We start from the raw sequence: 18,468 nt of genomic DNA on the forward strand, positions 1-18,468 counted from the left end.
CATCGCTTGCGACCCTGGGCCCCGGCGCTCGCTGGGGTGACGGATTGGGGCGGGGGCCGGGCATGACCACCGAAGTCGATTATTACGAACTGCTCGAATGCGAGCGCAACGCGGACGAGGCGGCGCTGAAATCGGCGTATCGCAAGCTCGCGATCAAATATCACCCCGACAAGAATGGCGGGTGCAAGGATCACGAGGCCAAGTTCAAGGCGATCAGCGAAGCCTATGAATGCCTGAAGGATCCGCAGAAGCGCGCCGCCTATGATCGCTTCGGCCATGCCGCGTTCAAGAACGGGATGGGCGGCGGCCCGGGGCACGGCGCGCAGGATTTCGGCGCGTTCAGCGACATCTTCGAAAGCGTGTTCGGCGAGTTCATGGGCGGCCGCGGCGGGCGCCCGAACCTGCGCGGCGCGGACCTGCGCTACGACATGGAGATCAGCCTCGAGGATGCCTGGCACGGCACGACCAGCGAGATCACCGTCGACGTGTCCGGCCTGTGCGACAGCTGCTCGGGCACCGGCGCAAGGCCGGGGACGCAGGCGCACCAGTGCAAGCAGTGCAACGGCCACGGCAAGGTGCGCGCGCAGCAGGGCTTCTTCATGGTCGAGCGGACCTGCCCGGTCTGCCACGGCGCCGGTGAAGTGATCGCCGATCCGTGTCGTGATTGCCGCGGCGAGGGACGCACCGACAAGACCAAGACGCTCAAGATCAACGTGCCGCCGGGCGTCGACGAAGGCACCCGGATCCGGCTCTCGGGCGAAGGCGAAGCGGGCGCGCGCGGCGCCCCGGCGGGCGACCTCTACATCTTCCTCCACGTCGCCAAGCATGCGATCTTCGAGCGGCAGGGCACGACCCTGTTCGCCAATGCGCCGATCAGTTTCACCACGGCGGCACTGGGCGGCGAAATCACTTTGCCCGGCCTCGACGGCGAGAAGCACGTGATCAAGATCGCGCCGGGCACGCAGCCGGGCCGCGAAGTCCGCCATCGCGGCGCCGGCATGCCGGTGCTGCAGGGGCGCGGACACGGCGATCTGGTCGTGCGGCTCGAAGTCGAGATGCCGACCAGGCTGACCGCGAAGCAGCGCGAACTGCTCGAGGAATTCCGCTGCACCGAAACGGGCGACGAATGCCCGCAGACGAGCGGCTTCTTCGCCAAGATCAAGTCGGCTTTGGGATGAAGATTTACCCTCCCCCGCCAGGGGAGGTGTCGCCGAAGGCGACGGAGGGAGTAAGCACGCCGCGAGGTTAGTGCTTCCTCCCCTCCGCGATGCCGCGCATGCCACCTCCCCTGGCGGGGAGGATTGACGCTCTCAGATGCGGACGCGCGTTTCGCCGAGCGCATGGAATTGCAGCGCCGCAATCGCCCCGACCGCCAGCGCCTGCACGGCGACGAACGCGATGCCGAGCCCATTGGGCTGCACCCATGCAATCACGCCGAAGCTCGCCGCGACCCATGCGAGGTTGAGCCCCGCCACGAGCTGCACCTGCCAGCCGCCCCCTGCCGCGCCGCCCACAGCACGAACAGGGCGAACGGGAACAGCAGGATCCCGGCCTCGCGGAGCAACGGCACGGGCAGTTCGGTCAGCCCGGCGATCGGACCGGCCGCGGCGACGAGAAGGCCGCCCATCGCCAGGCAGGTGGCGGCATCGAACAGCATCACCGGGCAGAGCAGTTGGTTGCGTGTCATGATCGTATCTCCCTTGCTTGAGTGTCCCCAAGCATGGCGATCGGCGGACGCAGGTCGATTACCCGACAGGTAATGGAATGCGTGCGCGCCCCGCGATACCAGCGACGCGAGGGAGAAATGCGATGAACACACAGCAGGTCCGGCCGCTGGGCGAGCAGATCAAGCATTGGCGCCAGCAGCGGCGGCTGAGCCAGATGGAGCTCGCGCTCGACGCGGAAATCTCGACCCGGCATCTGAGCTTCATCGAAACCGGGCGCGCGCAGCCGAGCCGCGAGATGGTGCTGCTGCTCGCCGAGCAGCTCGAAGTGCCGCTGCGCGAGCGCAACGCGATGCTGCTCGGCGCCGGCTATGCGCCGGTCTATTCGGAGCGGCCGCTCGACGACCCGGCATTGGCCCCGGCCCGGCGCGCGGTCGAGCTTGTGCTCAAGGGGCACGAGCCCTTTCCGGCGCTGGCGGTCGATCGCCACTGGCACATGGTCGCGGCCAATGCCGCGGTGGCGCCGCTGCTCGCAGGTGTCGCGGAACATCTGCTCGAAGGCCGCGTCAACGTGTTGCGGCTGAGCCTGCATCCCGAGGGGCTGGCGTCGCGCATCCTCAATCTGGGCGAATGGCGGGCGCATCTGCTCGAGCGGCTGCGGCGCCAGGCGTGGCTGACCAGCGATCCTACGCTGGCGGCATTGCTCGACGAGCTTTGCGGCTATCCCTCCGCGGAGGGAGCGGCGATGTGGACGGTTTCGGCGAGGTCGTGGTGCCGCTGAGGCTGGACTCGCCGCTGGGCGAATTGCGTTTCTTCAGCACCACCACGGTGTTCGGCACGCCGCGCGACGTGACGCTCGACGAACTGGCGATCGAGGCGTTCTTCCCGGCCGACGAAGCGACGCTGGAGCGCCTCACTGCAAAGTGATCAAGACGGTTCATAGTCAAGCGACTGTCTCGGAAAGATAAAATTGGCGCCTGCGCGGGGTGGCCAATCTCAGCCACGGCGTACGCCGAGATTGTCCTCCGAAATGGTTGCATCCCGTCTTGGGCGATATTGGACGGATAGTGCGCGGCGGCGTATATCGACTCCCCGGAGGCGGACGACGCCTCCGGGGGACATCGTCCATGCTGGCACGACTCATCGACGCGCTGCGGCGCCTGCTCCGCATATTCGGCTTCGGCACTCCTGCGCAGCGAGACGATTCTCCGCAGCCCGAACCGCGCTTGGCCCAGCCGGCGCCCGAGCCCGCACCCGTCGATCCCGCGGCAGCGCCACCGGTGCAGCCGGCGCTGGCGCTTTTCCAGCTCGTTGCGACCAGCGGCGAGGTTCCGATGCGCGCGGGCGACGATCCCGCCGGCTTCACGCTCGGCATGATCCAGAGCTTCGCGGGCACGGGCGCCGCTTTCGGCGCGCCGGCCGCGGACGGGCGAATGGTGCCGGTCGCGACCAACCAGCCGCTGATGGCGGTGTTCGGCTTCAGCTTTGGCGGCGACGGCATGCATCTGGGATTGCCCAATCTGACCGGGCGCACGCCGGTGGGCGGAGCGCAGCCCGGCATGTTCGGCCCGCAGACGCTGACGCTGACCTATCTGATCGCAACCGAGGCGGGCAGCGGGGCGCCATTGCTGGGAATGATCGCGGCCTTTGGCGGCAATTATGCCCCGCCGGGCTGGATGCCGGCCAGCGGACAGATGCTGCCGATCTCGGCCAATGTGCCGCTCTATCAGCTGATCGGCCAGACCTATGGCGGCAACCCGGTGGGGTTCACGCTGCCGGATCTCGACGGATTCGCGGCGATCGGCGCGGGCGCCGCGCCGGGATTGCCCGCAGTGGCGCTCGGCGGGCGCGTGGCGACGCCGGTGCCGGCGATCGGGCTCAATTATCTGATCTGCGTCACCGGCGCGGCGCCGCCCGCCGGCGGGACCGGGGCCTTCCCGCAGTCCGAAGGGTTTCTGGGCCAGGTGATCGCTTATGCCGGGCCCGAAGCGCCCGACGGCTGGATGCTGTGCGACGGATCGCTGCTCGATGCGGGGCTATATCCGGCGCTCTTCGCAGTGATCGGCACGCGGTTCGGCAGTTCGGGGCAGAATTTCGCATTGCCCGATCTTCGCGGACGGATCCTGACCGGGTTCTGACGGCCCGCGATCAGTGGCCGTTGTCGCTCCAGTGCGGCGGATCCGACACGAGCTTGATCACGCCATAGGTCTTGCCGATCGCGTGCAGGTCCTTGTTGGTGTTGCCCGAACGCGGCGTCGAGACCGTGCGCGGGCTGCCGGACTTGTCGCGGACCTTGATCGTGCCGGTCCAGCCGATCGTCATGTCGATCGCCCTGCCCTCGATATGGAGCGATGTGAGCGAGGGCTGGAAGGCGATGCCGAACAGATCGACCATCTCCTGCGCGCCCTTTTTCGATCTTGCCAGATCGCCATGATCCCATTGGATCGCGCAGCCCGCGATGGCGGGAACGTCGCGCGGGGCGACCGAGCCGTTGGCGACCCGGAAGCAGAAATGCATCAGCTGCGCGCGGCTGCGATTGCGGCGCGTCGCCGAGATCCTGACATCGGCGCCGGCGTCCCGGAGCGCCTTGACGAACGCAGTGACGTTGTCGCGGAACGGCGGCACGAGATCGCCGATCGCGGCGCTGTTGGGGAAAAGCGCCTGATTGGCATGCCACCACGCCGCGCCGCTCAGCGATGTCGGAGCGCTCGGCGGGGGTGCAGGGGTCGGCGCGGGCGCCGGAGCGGGCGATGGTGTCGGCGTTCCGGCCGCGAGCTTCTGCCACGTCCTGCCGCCGGGATCGATGCGCCCGTCGGGGCTCGCGGCGCCGAGCACCCGTGACTGGAAGGCCTTGATCGCGTCGATCGTGAGCGGTCCGCAGACCCCGGTGGTCGGGATCAGCTCCTGCCCGGTGGCTGCCAGCCAGCCATTGAGCAAATGCTGGACGACGAGCACGTCGGCGAGTTCGTTGACTCCCCTTTGCCCACCGATGCACCGATCGCCATGGCATGCCCCCTTGTGCCCGCGCCGAGGATAAACCCGATCGCGCGCAGTGGAAAGCACTCTACTTCCCTCCCTCTTGGGGAGGGGAACAAATCAGGCGAAGACGCGGGCGAAGATCGTGTCGACCTGCTTGAAGTGATAGCCGAGGTCGAACTTGTCCTCGAGTTCCTCGACCGAAAGCGCCGCAGTGACTTCGGGGTCGGCCTTAAGCAGTTCGAGCAGCGAGAGTTCGCCGTCCGATTCCCACACCTTCATCGCGTTGCGCTGGACGAGGCGGTAGCTGTCCTCGCGGCTGACTCCGGCCTGGGTGAGCGCGAGCAGGACGCGCTGCGAATGGACGAGCCCGCCCATGCGATCGAGATTCTTCTGCATGCGCGCGGGATAGACGAGCAGTTTGTCGACGACGCCGGTGAGGCGGGCGAGCGCGAAATCGAGCGTGATCGTCGCGTCGGGGCCGATATAGCGCTCGACCGAGGAGTGCGAGATGTCGCGCTCGTGCCAGAGGGCGACATTCTCCATCGCCGGGATGGTGGCGCTGCGGACCATGCGGGCGAGGCCGGTGAGATTCTCGGTCAGCACCGGGTTGCGCTTGTGCGGCATCGCCGACGAACCCTTCTGGCCGGGCGAGAAATATTCCTCGGCCTCGAGTACTTCGGTGCGCTGCAGGTGGCGGACCTCGACGGCGAGGCGCTCGATCGACGAGGCGATCACGCCGAGCGTGGCGAAGAACATCGCGTGGCGATCGCGCGGGATGACCTGAGTCGATACCGGCTCGACTGCAAGACCGAGCTTCTCCGCGACATGCGCTTCGACGCGCGGATCGATATTGGCGAAGGTGCCGACCGCGCCGGAGATCGCGCAGGTCGCGATGTCTTCGCGCGCCGCGACCAGACGCTTCCGGGCGCGCTTGAACTCGGCATAGGCCTCGGCGAGCTTGAGGCCGAAGGTCACCGGCTCGGCATGGATGCCATGGCTGCGGCCGATCGTCGGCGTGAACTTGTGCTCCTTCGCGCGCCGCTCGAGCACTTCGAGGAGCTTGTCGAGATCGGCGATCAATATGTCGCTGGCGCGCACGAGCTGGACCGCGAGGCAGGTGTCGAGCACGTCCGAGCTGGTCATGCCCTGATGCATGAAGCGCGCTTCCTCGCCGACCTGCTCGGCCACCCAGGTGAGGAAGGCAATCACGTCGTGCTTGGTCACTGCCTCGATCGCGTCGATCGCCGCGACGTCGATCGCCGGCTTGGTCGCCCACCAGTCCCACAAGGCCTTGGCCGCCGCCTTGGGCACCACGCCCAGTTCGGCCAGCGCCTCGGTCGCGTGCGCCTCGATCTCGAACCAGATCGCGAAGCGGGTTTCGGGCGACCAGATCGCGGTCATCTCGGGCCGCGAATAACGGGGGACCATGCTTATAACTCCGTGGACGGGCGTTGCGCGAACGCAACACGGCAATCGAAATGCGACGAGGCGCCACCTAGCAGGGGTGAGCTGTGGCCGCAACGCCTGAAATTGGGAACAACAGCCCCAGTTTAGAAGTTCATAAACGCGAATAGCAACAGTTTCGTGCTTTGCTGCCTCAGGTTCCGCGAAGCAAATAACAGGAGATGAAACAGATGTTGAAGGCAGTTCTTCTAGCGACGTCTATGCTTGTTGCTGCGCCCGCTTTTGCGCAGGACAAGCCCGCGACCGAAACTACGCAGCCGCAGCAGCAAACGCCGCCTGCGACACAGTCCAAACCCGAGACGCCGGCGACGACCGACGATTCCGCGCCGGGCACGCAGGGCTCGGGCACGGTCGAGGAAGCGCCGGCTGCGGCGCCTGCACCGGCGACCGAAGCCGCCCAGCCCACGCCGACCCAGCCGGCGACCCCGGCGCAGCCCGCGACGCCCGGCACTGCGCCGGCCGACTCAGCAACGCCAGCCACCCCGGCCCAGCCGGGCGCCACCCCGCCGAACGATGCGACCGCCGGAACCACGGGCGCGGGCAGCACGGCAACGCAGCCGGCGACCACGCCGGAGCAGGTCACGCAGGCAGTCGGCCGCGATTTCGGCACCTATGACAAGGATTCCAACGGCTCGCTGAGCCAGGCCGAGTTCGGTGCCTGGGTGGGCACGCTTCGCAAGGCTTCGGATCCGGCTTTCGCTCCCGGCTCGCCCGAGGCCGACGTCTGGGCCGGCCAGGCATTTGCACAGGCCGATGCGGACAAGAACAAGTCGGTCAGCCAGGCCGAAGTGGCGACGTTCCTGACGCCCAAGCCGTAAGCGTTCCGCGCCCCACGCATGGCGCACCTCCCGAACGGCCGCCGGATATCCCCCGGCGGCCGTTTTCGCATACCTAAAGGTGACTAAATCAGCCCCTGCGCGCGCAGGCTGACATGGCCCTCCGCGCCCATGATGATGTGATCGTGCAGGGCTATGCCGAGGCGCTTGCCGGCTTCGGCGACCTGGCGGGTGATGTCGATATCGGCGCGGCTGGGCGAGGGATCGCCCGAGGGGTGGTTGTGGACGAGGATGATCGCCGCCGAGCCGAGATCGATCGCGCGGCGGATCACTTCGCGGACATAGACCGGGGCCTCGTCGATCGAGCCTTCGTTCATCAATTCGTCGCGGATCAGCATGTTGCGCGCATTGAGATGGAGCACGCGGACACGCTCGATCGCGTGGTGCGCCATGTCGGCGCGGAGATAATCGAGCAATGCCTGCCAATTGGCGAGGATCGGGCGCTCGGCCACTTCCGCGCGCAGCAGCCGTAGCGCCGCGGCATGCGCGGCCTTGAGTGCGGCAACGCTGGTCTCGCCCATGCCGGGCACGCGCGCGAGCGCTTCGGCATCGGCAGTGAGCAGCCCGCCGATGCCGCCGAATTCGGTGAGCAACGCCTTGGCGAGCGGCTTGGTGTCGCGGCGGGGAATGGCGAGGGCGAGCAGATATTCGATCAGCTCGTGATCGAGCAATGCATCGGGCCCGCCTTCGAACAGCCGCCGGCGTAGCCGGGCGCGGTGTCCATTATTGTCGGGAGCATCGACGGGCATGGCGTGGTGTTCCTCAAAAGCCCCTCCCTTTCAAGGGAGAGGCTTGAGGGAGGGTTCGCAATAGTTGACTCAGCCGCCCCCCATCCTAATCGGCCCCTGCCTTGGCGGGCTCGCCGCTCGGCACATGCGTCTGGCCTGCCGGAAACGGCTTAAAGGAGAGGCAATTGGCCGAGAACGAGCCCGGACTGGACCCCTTGCCCGAGGATGTTCGCCTTAACTCGCTGGACGAGCGACTGAAGCGAGCCAAATCGGAAGAGGCGATCAGGACCGGCGCCGTGGATACCAAGGGCGATGCCAGCTATCGCCTCGGGAACCGCGTGCTGGCCGAACTGATCGGTTCCATGATCGGAGGAGCAGTGATCGGCGGTACGCTCGATTGGCTGCTGGGAACCTCCCCGTGGCTCCTGCTCGTGCTCCTGTTCCTCGGAATAGGCAGCGCTTTCAGGAACATCATCAGGATTTCGAACCAGCGCTCGAAGTAGCTCTTCGGGCGCTTTGGCTAATGAAGCGGATCAACAAGCGTGGCGGCTGAATCAGGCAAGATCGACCCGATGCACCAGTTCGAGGTGCAGACGATCTGGAACGGCTTCAACATTGCCGGACACCAGATCGCCTTCACGAACTCGGCGCTGTGGATGTGCGTCGCGGCCTTCGTCCTCTGGGCATTCATGCTCGGCGGCATGAAGCGCGCTGTGGTGCCCGGCCGCTGGCAGATGCTGGTCGAGAACTTCACCGGCTTCATCGATTCGATGCTGGCGGCGAACATCGGCAAGGAAGGGCGCAAATACCTTCCCTACGTGTTCTCGCTGTTCATGTTCATCCTGTTCGCCAATGTGCTCGGGCTGCTGCCTCTGGGCCTGGTGGGCATCCATCCGTTCACCTTCACCAGCCATTTCACCGTCACCGGCGTGCTGGCGATCATGAGCTTCTCGATCGTGCTGATCGTCGGCTTCTGGAAGCACGGGATCAAGTTCTTCAAGCTCTTCATTCCACACGGCACGCCGCTACCGATGATCATCGTGATCTTCCCGATCGAGCTGGTGTCGTTCCTGTTCCGGCCTTTCAGCCTCGGCCTGCGACTGTTCGTGGCGATGATCGCCGGACACATCCTTCTCAAGGTGCTCGCGGGCTTCGTCATCAACGCCGCCAATGCCAGCCCCGTCTGGGCGGGTGTGGTCAGCGTCCCCAGCTTCGTGCTGATGGTCGGCGTGTCCGCGCTCGAGATCCTCGTCGCCGGCATCCAGGCCTATGTCTTTGCGCTGCTCACGTCGCTGTACATCAACGACGCCGAGCATCTGCACTGAGTTTTTCCGTAAACCGTACCAACCAACAAGTTCGAAGCAGGAGTTTAGAAAAATGGATCCAGCAGCAGCCAAGCTCATCGGTGCAGGTCTCGCGGCGATCGGCGCCGGCATGGCCGCCATCGGCGTGGGCAACGTATTCGGCAGCTTCCTCGAAGGCGCGCTGCGCAATCCGGGCGCGGCCGACGGCCAGCAGGGCCGCCTGTTCATCGGCTTCGCGGCCGCCGAGCTTCTCGGTCTGCTCGCGTTCGTCGTCGCGATGATCCTGATCTTCGTCGCGTAACTTCTCCGGTACGGGCCGGGGCGCGTCCCCGGCCCGCTGGATAGGAATCCAATGCCCCAGATCTCCCAGCTCGCCGAGACCTTCGCGTCCCAGATCTTCTGGTTGCTCGTGACGTTCGGCTTCGTCTTCTTCGTCGTGGGCAAGATCATGCTGCCCAAGGTGCTGTCGACCGTCGACGCGCGCGACCAGTCGGTCGCCGGCGACCTCGCCGCCGCCGAGGCTGCGCGTGCCGCTGCCGACGATGCGGAAGAGAAGTGGCGGGCTGAAGAGAATGCCGCGCGCGAAGGTGCCCAGAAGCGCATCGCCGAGGCACGCGCGCAAGGCACTGCTGCTTCCGAGAAGCGGCTCGCCGCGGCGCATGCCGAGACCGATGCCCGCATCGCGGCAGCCGAGGCGCAGATCGCCGAAGCTAGCGTTGCGGCAGGCGCGGAAATCGAAGCAGTGGCAGCCGAAGCGGCACGCGACATCGTCGCGCGCTTCTCGGGCGCCAAGGTAACGGCCGCGGAGGCCAAGAAGGCAGTGAAGGCGGCGCTCAATGGCTGAGGCAGCACATCCCGCAGCGGTCGATCCCGCCGCCGAGCACGCCGTGACCACGGCCGAGGGCGGTGTCGCGCATCATGCCGATCCGTCGATCTTCGGGCTCGACGCGACTGTCTGGGTGTCGATCGCGATGGCGGCGTTCCTCCTGATCCTCGTCTGGAAGAAGGTCCCGGGCCTGGTCACCCGCGGGCTCGACAACCAGATCGCCGCGATCCGCAACCGGCTCGACGAGGCGAAGCAGCTTCGCGCCGAGGCCGAGGCGCTGCGCGACGAATATGCGAAGAAGATCGCCGGCGCCGAAGCGCAGGCCCAGGCGATGCTCGCCCATGCCGACGAGGAAGCCAAGGGCGTCCTCGCCAAGGCCGAGGCCGACGCCGCCGAGCTGACCGCTCGCCGCGCCAAGATGGCCGAGGACAAGATCGCCGCCGCCGAGCGCGCCGCGATCCAGGCCGTCCGCACCAAGGCCGCCGAAGCGGCGACCCGCGCCGCCGCGGCGATCATCGCCGAAAAGCACGATGCCGGCGCCGACAAGGCACTGGTCGACAAGACCATATCGGGGCTCGGCCGGCTCAACTGAGCCGCCGGCGCTGCGCGCGCCCGGCTATGCCACCAGATCGTCCTGTATCTCCGCACGGAAGCGTGCGGTGAGGAAGATGCGCGTGAGCACATATCCCTGGATCACGCCGACCGCCCAGAAATAGACGATCAGGCCGAGCGCATATGCGTGGGTCCGGCCGATATCCTGACCGAGCTGGGTCGCGAGCCCATCGACGAAGCGGCCGATCGACTGGAAATTGACCAGTCCGACGCCGACGAGGATCTTGGTCAGCCAGTCCGACACCGCCTCGACATTGGCATTGGGGATCAACCGGCTGCGGATCTTCACTTCGGGATTGATCCGCGGCACCGCGAACAGGAAGCCGATCAGCGCGCCGACCGCGATGCTCGCCATCGCCCACAACACCGCGGCGCCGGTGTCGCGGCTGGGCCAGCCCGCGGCGAGGAAACCCGCGCAATTGGCCAATAATAGCAGCAGGGCGATCATCGGCGTCCCCATGTCGCCGGATGCCCACCAGCTCGGGCGGGGCTCCTGTGCTTCGACGCGCGCGCGCGGATCGGCGAGGCCGAGATGCGGATTGCGCCATAGATAGACCGAGCAGATCGCGAGGAAGATGTTGTTGGGCACCAGCACGGCACGCAGCCAGCCGGGAACCTGGCTGGCCGGATCGAGCCCGCTCTCGAGAATGTGGTACATCGCCGGCAGCAGCAGGACGAGCAGCACAAGCGATCCCAGCGCGGCGGCCTTCCGCGTCTCGGGAATGAGGATCAGGATTCCCGCCGCCACTTCGGCGATGCCGGTGACGATGACGATCGGCACGCGGAAGGGATCGTGGAAATAACCGGGAAGCTGCAGGAGCGTGTCGGAAAGATACGAGAAATGCATCGAGCCGAAGACGATCCACTGTATCGCGAGGACGAGGATGCTGATCCTTCCGAACAGCGTATAGGCGCGCTCTTCCGACATGCGGTCGCCCCCCAGATCTTCGGCTATTGTTTCACATGCGTGAGGAATGTCCAGTCTGGGCAGGAATTGACGGTCGGGAAGCGCGCACAATCCGGCTTAGGGCGTATCGATATTCAAATCCTCCCCCGCCAGGGGAGGTGGCGCCGAAGGCGTCGGAGGGGAGGTAAGCAGCGCACTCTCCTATTGAGCGCAGTGCTTCCGCCCCCTCCGTCACGCTGCGCGTGCCACCTCCCCCTTGCGGGGGAGGATTGAGAGCCTCGCTCGCCTGAATGTCGATACAGCCTGGCCCTCCCGGCAGGGAGAGGGGTCAGGTTGAATGTCGATACGGCCTAATTGTCGCTCTCGACTCGGCTGGGCCGGCCCTTGGGTCCCGATGACGGCGCGGGACGCGGCGCCGTCGGCGGAGAAACGCGCGGTGCCGGTGGCGCAGCGCGCGGCTCGCTCGAACGCGGCGGTGCACTGCGCACGGGCCGCGGCATATCCGCCGGACGAGAGCGGTTCGGCGCAGGCGTGCCGGGCGTCCCCGCATCCGGACGACGCCAGCCCCAACCCCTGCCGCCTTCAGGCCGCGGCGGACGCGGTGTCGCGCCTTCCGTCGGCGCAGGCGCACCGGGCGTAGCCGCGCCCGCGTCCGGGCGGCGCCAGCCCCAGCCCCTGCGTTCTCCTTCAACCCGTGGCGGGCGCGGCGTGGCGCCTTCCGGCACCGGCCGCGCCGAGCCCTCGGGCCAGCGCTGGCCGCGGTCGGGACGTGGGCGTCCGCCCCAGCCGGGGCGCCTTTGCACCCCGCTCCCGGCACCGGTGTGGGAGCCGTCTGCGGCGTATCCGTCACGGGTGGTTCCGGAGCGTCCACACCCGGCTTGTTCGGCCACCGCGGACCACGCGGGATCGTCGGTGTCGCCTGGCCAGCGCCCGGACGCCCCGCCCAGGGGCGGCCCGGCCTGCCCCATTGGCCCGGCTGGCGCGGCGGTCGCGTTCCCGGCTCGCCCGGCCGGCCCGGCCTCCCCGCGCCGGGGCCATGCTCGCCCGGCCGATGGAAACGGCCTGGCGGCGGCCCCTGGAATCCGCCCTCGCGCCAGCGCCGGAACTGCTCGGCCAGCGCGCGGCGCCGCAATTGCTCGGCCTCGGACCTGCGGCGCCAGTCCGCGTCGCGCCATTGCTCGTGATGGCGCCGCCAGCCCGAATGGCGCGAGCGCCCCTCACCCCAGATCTGTATGCTGCTCCAGATCAGCGGACCCGTGTCGATCCACGCCTGGCTGTCGACTTCGCGCCATTGCCGCTGCTGCATCGCCCGCCGCAGCTGCCGGCCGCGCGCATAGAGCGCCACGCCTTCCTCGAGATTTGCCGCCCCTTCCTCGCGCGGCAGTGCACCGCCGTCGGGGCCATAAACCACCGCCACCGTCTCGCCGGAAAAGCCGAAGCTCATCCCCGGCCGCACCGCGAGGAACGGTCCCTCGCCTTCGGGGCCGAAATAATAGCTCTGGATGCCGTCGGGCGTCTCTTCGACGATGATCGAATCCCCGTCCTGCAGTTCCCACGCCCAGGGTTCGGCATCCTCGAAGGAAAAGGCGTAGTCGGGCGGTGCGTTGCCGATCACCTCCCACAGCGAGTCCGCGCGATCGATATAGGAATAGGCGTCGGGGCTCTCGTCGGCGCTGTAGACGGGCGGCGGCGCTTCGTACGGCCCGCCGTCATACGGCATCATGCATGCCGAAAGCGCCAGCGCGCCGCTCATCGTGCCCAGCCGCGTGACGCGCTTCCATTGCATGCCCGTCTCTCCCCATGTTCTCGAACAAGAACATCCGCCCCGATCGCTGAACGAAAGATGACTGTCGCTACAAGGGCAAAGTCAACGAAGCTCCTGTTCGCGCCGCGGCAACGACTTGTTCTTTTCGTTCTCCAATCCGGTTCTGCGCGCCGGGGAGGGCGCGATCCCGGGCTTGTCCGGCTTCCAGCACCCGGCAACGACTTCCGGCGATCGGAAACTGGCGCATCGAGCGATGCGTTCCTATCTCTACCTCTGGAATTTCCAGCAGAACGAAGATAGAACGACCGGCATGGCACTTACCACCATTTCCGTTCGCGGCGCGCGCGAGCATAATCTCAAGGGCGTGGACATCGACATCCCGCGCGACACGCTCACGGTGATCACCGGCCTGTCCGGCTCCGGCAAGTCGAGCCTCGCCTTCGACACCATCTATGCCGAGGGCCAACGCCGCTATGTCGAGTCGCTCTCGGCCTATGCCCGCCAGTTCCTTGAGCTGATGCAGAAGCCCGATGTCGATCATATCGAGGGCCTCTCCCCCGCCATCTCGATCGAGCAGAAGACGACGTCGCGCAATCCGCGCTCAACGGTCGCGACGGTCACCGAGATCTACGATTATATGCGCCTGCTCTGGGCGCGCGTCGGCATCCCGTACAGCCCGGCGACTGGCCTGCCGATCGCCGCGCAGACCGTCAGCCAGATGGTCGATCGCGTCCTGACGCTCCCCGAAGGCACCCGCCTGCTCCTCCTCGCCCCTGTCGTCCGCGGCCGCAAGGGCGAGTACCGGAAAGAGCTTGCCGAGTGGCAGAAGGCCGGTTTCCAGCGCGTCCGCATCGATGGCGAGACCTATCTGATCGAGGAAGCCCCGCGCTCGACAAGAAGTACAAGCACGACGTGGAAGTCGTGGTCGACCGCCTGGTCGTCGGCGGCGAAATCGCCACGCGGCTGGCGGAGTCCTTCGAGCAGGCGCTCAAGCTCGCCGAAGGCCTCGCCTATGTCGACCTGGTCGACGCCGTCGCCCCCGGCCGCGAGAACGACACGCAGGACGCCGGCGCGATGAAGAATGCCGGCATCCCCGCCAACCGCATCGTCTTCTCCGAAAAGTTCGCCTGCCCCGTCTCGGGCTTCACCATCGCCGAGATCGAGCCGCGCCTGTTCTCGTTCAACGCCCCCCAGGGCGCCTGCCCGGCATGTGACGGCCTCGGCGAGAAGCTCGTGTTCGACGAGGATCTCGTCGTCCCCAATCACGATCTCACGATCAAGAAGGGCGCGATCGTCCCCTGGGCCAAGTCCAACCCGCCGTCGCCTTATTACATGCAGGTGCTCGGCTCCCTCGCCCGCGAGCTCGGCTTCAGCCTCGACACCAAATGGGCCGACCTGCCCGAGGAGCATCGCGACGCCATCCTCTATGGCACCAAGGGCAAGCCCGTCACGCTCACCTTCGTCGACGGCAAGAAGTCCTACGACGTCCGCAAACCCTTCGAAGGCGTGATCGGCAACCTCAACCGCCGCATGCTCCAGACCGAATCCGCCTGGATGCGCGAGGAGCTCTCCAAATATCAGGCGAGCCACCCCTGCGAGACCTGCCACGGCGCCCGCCTCAAGCCCGAGGCGCTCGCGGTCAAGGTCGCGATGCGCGACATCTCCAGCGTCACCCGCCTCTCGGTGGTCGACGCGCTCGCCTTCTTCGCCACCCTCCCCGCGCAGCTCACCGACCAGCAGAACGAGATCGCCCGCGCGATCCTCAAGGAGATCGACGAGCGGCTCGGCTTCCTCAACAATGTCGGCCTCGACTATCTCAACCTCAACCGCACCAGCGGCACGCTCTCGGGCGGCGAGATCGCAGCGCATCCGCCTCGCCTCGCAGATCGGCTCCGGCCTCTCGGGCGTGCTCTACGTCCTCGACGAGCCGAGCATCGGCCTCCACCAGCGCGACAACGACATGCTGCTCGTCACCCTCAAGCGCCTCCGCGATCTCGGCAACACCGTCCTCGTCGTCGAGCATGACGAGGACGCGATCCGCACCGCCGACTATGTCATCGACATGGGCCCCGGCGCCGGCGTCCATGGCGGCGAGATCGTCGCGCACGGCAGCCTCGAGAACGTGCTCGCCTGCAAGGACAGCATCACCGCCGACTATCTCACCGGCCGCCGCGAGGTCCTGCTCCCCGCAAAGCGCCGCAAGGGCTCGGGCAAGAAGCTCACCGTCCACAATGCCACCGCGAACAACCTCACCGGCGTCACCGCCAGCATCCCGCTCGGCACCTTCACCTGCATCACCGGCGTCTCGGGCTCGGGCAAGTCGAGCTTCACGATCGACACGCTCTACGCCGCCGCCGCGCGCCAATTGAACGGCGCCCGCATCCTCGCCGGCAAGCACGACCGGATCACCGGGCTCGAGCATCTCGACAAGGTGATCGACATCGATCAGTCCCCCATCGGCCGCACGCCCCGGTCGAATCCCGCCACCTATACCGGCGCCTTCACCCAGATCCGCGACTGGTTCGCCGGCCTGCCCGAGGCGCAGGCGCGCGGCTACAAGCCCGGCCGCTTCAGCTTCAACGTCAAGGGCGGCCGCTGCGAGGCGTGCACCGGCGACGGCCTGCTCAAGATCGAGATGCACTTCCTCCCCGACGTCTACGTCACCTGCGACGTCTGCCACGGCCAGCGCTACAATCGCGAGACCCTCGAAGTGAAGTTCAAGGGCCGCTCGATCGCCGACGTGCTCGACATGACCGTCGAGGACGCGCACGAATTCTTCAAGGCCGTCCCCCGATCCGCGACAAGATGGCGATGCTCGCCGAAGTCGGCCTCGGTTACGTGAAGGTCGGCCAGCAGGCGACCACCCTCAGCGGCGGCGAGGCCCAGCGCGTCAAGCTCGCCAAGGAACTCGCCCGCCGCGCCACCGGCCAGACGCTCTACATCCTCGACGAGCCCACCACCGGCCTGCATTTCGAGGACGTCCGCAAACTCCTCGAAGTCCTCCACGCACTGGTCGAGCAAGGCAACACCGTGGTGGTGATCGAGCACAATCTCGACGTCATCAAGACCGCCGACTGGATCCTCGACCTGGGGCCGGAGGGCGGCGTCAAGGGCGGCGAGATCGTCGCGGAAGGCACCCCGGAGGCGGTCGCGAAGGAGCCGCGGAGCTTCACCGGGCGGTATCTGGCGCCGTTGCTGGAGCGGGGGAAGGTCCGGGAGACGGTGGCGGCGGAGTAAGGCATGGCGGCACAAAATCAGCACTTTGTTCCCAAATTTATTCTCCGGCAGTTCACAATAAACGAACGCGACGAACGCGTGCGGGTGTACGACAAGCACACCGGCAAGGAGTTCACTACTTCAATAAAGAATATCATGGCCGAGCGTCGATTTAACGAGTTCATGTTCGACGATGATTACATCGCATCATTTGAAGAAATAGCCGGAAGAATAGAAGATACCGTAATTCCAGTTTATCGCCATGTCATAAAAACTGGCGTTCTCGAAAACTCTCCTGAGCAGCAAGCAACGCTCGCCTTTTTCATTGCCTTCCAGTTTGTTCGGACCAAAGCAAGTCGAGACATGTGGAGGCAGATGGAAAAATTGCTCCGCGAACATGTGGAGCGCATGGGAGGAAAGGTGGAGGACATAGAAGGATACGAACCAGCCACCGAAGAAAATATTAAAAAACGGCATCTCCTTAATATGAGAGGATTTATTGAAGAGTTTACTCCTTTAATAGCTGCAAAAAACTTCATGCTGATGAGAGCGCATCCCTCAAGAGCTTTCTATATTGGCGACCATCCCGTTGTCCTCCATAATGCCGAGGATCATGGGCCCTACGGCAATCTCGGCTTAGGTGTTCATGGTATCGAAATTTACATGCCCCTTTCTTCGAATCTTGTGCTGTGCGCGATGTGCCCAAGTGTTGCCGCTCGACTCCGAAAAGAATGGAATGATGGAGTAAGCGAGCGCCAGAAAGAAATGGTCGCCGCCATTACTTCAGGGAAAATAACTATTTCAGATGCCATTAGGATTCGCGAGTCTTTGCGACCGTTAAACGATAAAGCCGAAATCGCGATAAACCAGTTTGAGGCTGGAGGAACGATCGATGGTGGCGTAGATCAAGTTGATTTTATCAATTCCTTACAAGCAATGTATGCGTCACGTTTCGTGATATGCAAGAAGGCAAATCTTGCTCTTGCCAAGAGGCATAACGAAGAATTTCCTAAGTTTCGCTCCGGAGTGTTGATGCAAACAAGTTAGCAAGCGTCTTACTCGTGGACTACATTATCTTGCTTCTACAAACAGTTCTCCTGCCTCCAGCAGCGCCTCAACCTGCTCCCATCGCGCCTCCAGCCACGCCGCCAGCGCCCGGTTCGTCGTATTCCCACACCGCAACCAAACAAACATAAACCGATCCGGCAGTCGCAGCGTCACGAAGTCTTCATCCTTGCTGACCAGCACTGCGCCATCGGCCTCGGCCCGCGCCGCAATCTCCGCATCGCTCGCCGCTACCATGCCGATCTCGAACACATGCACCGCCTGATGCCCGCGCTCGCGCAACCACCCGCACAAGGCCGGCGGCAATTGCGCGTCGATCAGGAAGTTCATTCGGCGGCGAGCACCACCGGATGGTCCGCCTGTGCCGCCGCATAGGCAAGCACTGCGCGCACATCATCCTCGCTGAGATACGGAAAGTCGCCGGCGATCTCGGCCGGGCTCGCGCCGCCTGCCAGCATTTCCAGCACGTCGGTCACGCGCACGCGGGTCCCGGCGACGACAGGCCGCCCGCCACATATAGCGGGGTCGACCGCAATCCGGGGAAGCCTGCCAGCGTCATCACATCAAGATGTGCCTAATATGCGAAAATCGCAACTTCTGGCTTCGCCCTCGAAGGATCACGCCGCGTCCTTCCTACCGGCCTCCACCGACGCTATATTCTCCGCATGGCCAAGCTCTCGCCCATTGAGTCCGAGTTCGCCACGACCGAAGACGCCGAGGCGCATGACGCGTGGTTCCGCGCCAAGGTCGAGAAGGCGATGGCGTCCAAGGAGCCCGGCATCCCGCATAACGAGGTCATGGCGATGGCGCAGGCGATCATCGACAAGCACAAGGCGAACTGACGCCGCCGCGTCTAACGGCCAGCCTCCGCGTCCTCCGCGCGAACCCACTCTTTCGCGTCTTTGCGCCTTCGCGTGAATCCATCTTCTTCTTCGTCACCCCGGACTTGTTCCGGGGCCCACTGCGCCGCCAGCGAAAGCCAAGCGCTCCAGCTTCCCGCCCAGCTGCACAGTGGATCCCGGCACAAGGCCGGGATGACGTATGTTGCTGATACGCCACGCACCTCCCGAAAAAGAACAAACACAGAACAAACCACTTTCCT

At 65.7% G+C, this 18,468-nt stretch carries 21 protein-coding genes and 1 pseudogene; 13 read left to right on the plus strand and 9 right to left on the minus strand.

What is annotated here, in order from left to right; all coding sequences use genetic code 11:
* The first annotated feature begins 62 nt into the window (after nucleotides 1–62).
* A complete protein-coding gene (gene dnaJ / locus PIB19_RS10710; RefSeq protein ID WP_271240802.1) occupies nucleotides 63–1,178 on the plus strand; it encodes a molecular chaperone DnaJ in 1,116 nt (371 codons plus the stop codon).
* Nucleotides 1,179–1,310: 132 nt separating this feature from the next.
* Here the strand turns inward: dnaJ and PIB19_RS10715 are convergent, their stop codons facing one another.
* Complete coding sequence (locus tag PIB19_RS10715; protein ID WP_271240803.1) at nucleotides 1,311–1,433, minus strand: hypothetical protein; 123 nt, start codon at nucleotides 1,431–1,433, stop codon at nucleotides 1,311–1,313.
* Nucleotides 1,430–1,687, minus strand: a complete 258-nt coding sequence (locus PIB19_RS10720) for a hypothetical protein (protein ID WP_271240804.1) — start codon at nucleotides 1,685–1,687, stop codon at nucleotides 1,430–1,432. The genes PIB19_RS10715 and PIB19_RS10720 overlap by 4 nt, the downstream gene beginning before the upstream one ends.
* A 122-nt stretch (nucleotides 1,688–1,809) precedes the next feature.
* Here PIB19_RS10720 and PIB19_RS10725 point away from each other — a divergent pair, with 122 nt between their 5' ends.
* From PIB19_RS10725 to PIB19_RS10735, 3 genes are all read left to right on the plus strand, one after another.
* Nucleotides 1,810–2,445: a helix-turn-helix domain-containing protein gene (locus PIB19_RS10725; protein ID WP_271240805.1), complete on the plus strand. Its 636-nt coding sequence runs from the start codon at nucleotides 1,810–1,812 to the stop codon at nucleotides 2,443–2,445.
* A complete protein-coding gene (locus PIB19_RS10730; RefSeq protein ID WP_271240806.1) occupies nucleotides 2,436–2,591 on the plus strand; it encodes an MmyB family transcriptional regulator in 156 nt (51 codons plus the stop codon). The genes PIB19_RS10725 and PIB19_RS10730 overlap by 10 nt, the downstream gene beginning before the upstream one ends.
* Before the next feature lie 200 nt (nucleotides 2,592–2,791).
* Nucleotides 2,792–3,802 carry a phage tail protein gene (locus tag PIB19_RS10735; RefSeq protein WP_271240807.1) on the plus strand — a complete coding sequence of 337 codons (1,011 nt, stop codon included), beginning with the start codon at nucleotides 2,792–2,794 and terminating at the stop codon, nucleotides 3,800–3,802.
* A gap of 10 nt (nucleotides 3,803–3,812) precedes the next feature.
* Here the strand turns inward: PIB19_RS10735 and PIB19_RS10740 are convergent, their stop codons facing one another.
* Together PIB19_RS10740 and purB are read right to left on the minus strand one after the other, a co-directional pair.
* Nucleotides 3,813–4,727 carry a peptidoglycan-binding domain-containing protein gene (locus PIB19_RS10740; RefSeq protein ID WP_271240808.1) on the minus strand — a complete coding sequence of 305 codons (915 nt, stop codon included), beginning with the start codon at nucleotides 4,725–4,727 and terminating at the stop codon, nucleotides 3,813–3,815.
* Between the two features lie 33 nt (nucleotides 4,728–4,760).
* Nucleotides 4,761–6,071, minus strand: a complete 1,311-nt coding sequence (purB, locus tag PIB19_RS10745; protein ID WP_271240809.1) for an adenylosuccinate lyase — start codon at nucleotides 6,069–6,071, stop codon at nucleotides 4,761–4,763.
* Between the two features lie 236 nt (nucleotides 6,072–6,307).
* Here purB and PIB19_RS10750 point away from each other — a divergent pair, with 236 nt between their 5' ends.
* Entirely contained in the window at nucleotides 6,308–6,925 is a 618-nt protein-coding gene (locus PIB19_RS10750) for a hypothetical protein (RefSeq protein WP_271240810.1), read from the plus strand.
* 83 nt (nucleotides 6,926–7,008) lie between these two features.
* Here the strand turns inward: PIB19_RS10750 and radC are convergent, their stop codons facing one another.
* Nucleotides 7,009–7,692, minus strand: coding sequence for a RadC family protein (gene radC / locus PIB19_RS10755; protein WP_271240811.1), 684 nt, complete (start codon nucleotides 7,690–7,692; stop codon nucleotides 7,009–7,011).
* Between the two features lie 164 nt (nucleotides 7,693–7,856).
* Here radC and PIB19_RS10760 point away from each other — a divergent pair, with 164 nt between their 5' ends.
* From PIB19_RS10760 to PIB19_RS10780, 5 genes are read left to right on the plus strand one after another with little or no spacing between them, the layout of a single operon-like run.
* On the plus strand, nucleotides 7,857–8,174 hold the full coding sequence (locus PIB19_RS10760; protein ID WP_271240812.1) for an AtpZ/AtpI family protein: 318 nt from the start codon (nucleotides 7,857–7,859) through the stop codon (nucleotides 8,172–8,174).
* 39 nt (nucleotides 8,175–8,213) lie between these two features.
* On the plus strand, nucleotides 8,214–8,996 hold the full coding sequence (locus tag PIB19_RS10765; protein ID WP_271240813.1) for a F0F1 ATP synthase subunit A: 783 nt from the start codon (nucleotides 8,214–8,216) through the stop codon (nucleotides 8,994–8,996).
* A 52-nt stretch (nucleotides 8,997–9,048) separates the two neighbouring features.
* Nucleotides 9,049–9,276, plus strand: coding sequence for a F0F1 ATP synthase subunit C (locus PIB19_RS10770; RefSeq protein ID WP_029936520.1), 228 nt, complete (start codon nucleotides 9,049–9,051; stop codon nucleotides 9,274–9,276).
* Nucleotides 9,277–9,327: 51 nt separating this feature from the next.
* Complete coding sequence (locus PIB19_RS10775) at nucleotides 9,328–9,819, plus strand: F0F1 ATP synthase subunit B family protein (RefSeq protein WP_271240814.1); 492 nt, start codon at nucleotides 9,328–9,330, stop codon at nucleotides 9,817–9,819.
* Nucleotides 9,812–10,393 carry a F0F1 ATP synthase subunit B family protein gene (locus PIB19_RS10780; RefSeq protein ID WP_271240815.1) on the plus strand — a complete coding sequence of 194 codons (582 nt, stop codon included), beginning with the start codon at nucleotides 9,812–9,814 and terminating at the stop codon, nucleotides 10,391–10,393. Before PIB19_RS10775 ends, PIB19_RS10780 begins: the two co-directional genes overlap by 8 nt.
* 24 nt (nucleotides 10,394–10,417) lie before the next feature.
* Here the strand turns inward: PIB19_RS10780 and PIB19_RS10785 are convergent, their stop codons facing one another.
* Nucleotides 10,418–11,341 (minus strand): MauE/DoxX family redox-associated membrane protein, encoded by a 924-nt coding sequence (locus PIB19_RS10785; protein WP_271240816.1) that lies wholly within the window; start codon nucleotides 11,339–11,341, stop codon nucleotides 10,418–10,420.
* A gap of 307 nt (nucleotides 11,342–11,648) precedes the next feature.
* The gene (locus PIB19_RS10790; protein ID WP_271240817.1) at nucleotides 11,649–13,106 is read right to left on the minus strand and encodes a hypothetical protein; all 1,458 of its coding nucleotides are present in this window, start codon (nucleotides 13,104–13,106) and stop codon (nucleotides 11,649–11,651) included.
* Between the two features lie 289 nt (nucleotides 13,107–13,395).
* On the opposite strand from PIB19_RS10790, the pseudogene uvrA reads away from it, so the two are divergent.
* Nucleotides 13,396–16,322 (plus strand): annotated as a pseudogene (gene uvrA / locus PIB19_RS23640) (excinuclease ABC subunit UvrA).
* Between the two features lie 3 nt (nucleotides 16,323–16,325).
* Nucleotides 16,326–17,348, plus strand: coding sequence for a DUF4238 domain-containing protein (locus PIB19_RS10815; protein ID WP_271240820.1), 1,023 nt, complete (start codon nucleotides 16,326–16,328; stop codon nucleotides 17,346–17,348).
* Nucleotides 17,349–17,372: 24 nt separating this feature from the next.
* Here PIB19_RS10815 and PIB19_RS10820 read toward each other — a convergent pair whose 3' ends face one another.
* The gene (locus tag PIB19_RS10820) at nucleotides 17,373–17,696 is read right to left on the minus strand and encodes a DUF5615 family PIN-like protein (protein ID WP_271240821.1); all 324 of its coding nucleotides are present in this window, start codon (nucleotides 17,694–17,696) and stop codon (nucleotides 17,373–17,375) included.
* Nucleotides 17,693–17,848, minus strand: a complete 156-nt coding sequence (locus tag PIB19_RS10825; RefSeq protein ID WP_271240822.1) for a DUF433 domain-containing protein — start codon at nucleotides 17,846–17,848, stop codon at nucleotides 17,693–17,695. Before PIB19_RS10825 ends, PIB19_RS10820 begins: the two co-directional genes overlap by 4 nt.
* Nucleotides 17,849–18,031: 183 nt before the next feature.
* Here PIB19_RS10825 and relB point away from each other — a divergent pair, with 183 nt between their 5' ends.
* Nucleotides 18,032–18,208 carry a type II toxin-antitoxin system RelB family antitoxin gene (gene relB / locus PIB19_RS10830; protein WP_271240823.1) on the plus strand — a complete coding sequence of 59 codons (177 nt, stop codon included), beginning with the start codon at nucleotides 18,032–18,034 and terminating at the stop codon, nucleotides 18,206–18,208.
* The last annotated feature ends 260 nt before the right edge of the window (nucleotides 18,209–18,468 follow it).

Origin of the sequence: Sphingomonas sp. 7/4-4 (genome assembly GCF_027941955.1) — a bacterium.
Lineage (GTDB): Bacteria > Pseudomonadota > Alphaproteobacteria > Sphingomonadales > Sphingomonadaceae > Sphingomonas.